Annotated in this window: 1 protein-coding gene; it reads left to right on the top strand. The window is 47.2% G+C overall.

Annotated features, from left to right (window positions below; translation table 11 throughout):
• Positions 1-964, top strand: a 964-nt coding sequence (locus A3766_RS05890) for a thrombospondin type 3 repeat-containing protein (RefSeq protein ID WP_197479365.1), incomplete at both ends; no start/stop codon positions are given.

The raw sequence follows: 964 nt of genomic DNA on the forward strand, positions 1-964 counted from the left end.
CCACTGTTAGCGGATAGTGACGACGATGGTAGTCACGATGGAGATGATAACTGCCCGCTAATCGCTAATGAAGAGCAGAAAGACACAGACTCTGATGGCTTGGGTAACGCTTGTGACACCGATGATGATGGCGACACGATTGCTGACGATGTCGATAACTGTCCACTCGATAGTAATGTTGGACAGGCAGATAGCGATGAAAATGGTGTTGGTGACGCGTGTGATGTGCCTTCAGTAGCTTTGTTCTACTTGAATGAACGCATTGTTAACTCTGAAACTGAAACTGATGAGTCAGGCACTGAAGATGGCATTTGTCCTTTCGATGTAAATGATGAAATGACTCGAGTGTCTCTATGGAGACAAGAAGGTTCTGTTCTAAGGGTTAGCTTTGGTGATGAAGGGCATGATGAAGGTGGTGAGTTGATGATCGATCCATCAGGACGCATTAGTGCTTCATTCAGCGATGAGTACAGCGGCGAGCATGGTTCCATGCAAACTGAGTTGGATGTTGATGGTCAGTTGGATGCAGAGTCAGGTGTCATTGTTGCCACCGTTGAAGAGAGCTTCACCTTTGCAAGTGCAGACGGCCAGATTGTTGCGACCTGTGCCTACAATGCAACAGAAACTTTTACGCCGATGGATGAAGTGTCTGCAAGTACTATCTTCGATGGTGAAACCGGAACTAATGTAGGCTTTGTTTGGATGGAAGGCGACGAGCATTATCAGGACTCAGCCAATCAGCCGGTCTTCGACTTCTTCTATGGTGTGATTGATGACACTGAAGAGCGTCGTTATCGATACGACACCAGCACCGGTGCACCGATGTGGGTAGAGGAAACTGAGGAAGACTCAAGTTTCATGCTCGGAGCCAATGGTTGGGTTGAAGTATCAGACAAAATGTTGGTTGAGGGTACGCCAGGTGTTACAGCTAATGTGGTTGCAAAGGATGCAAGCGATAACATTT

The organism is Oleiphilus sp. HI0132 (assembly GCF_001635845.1).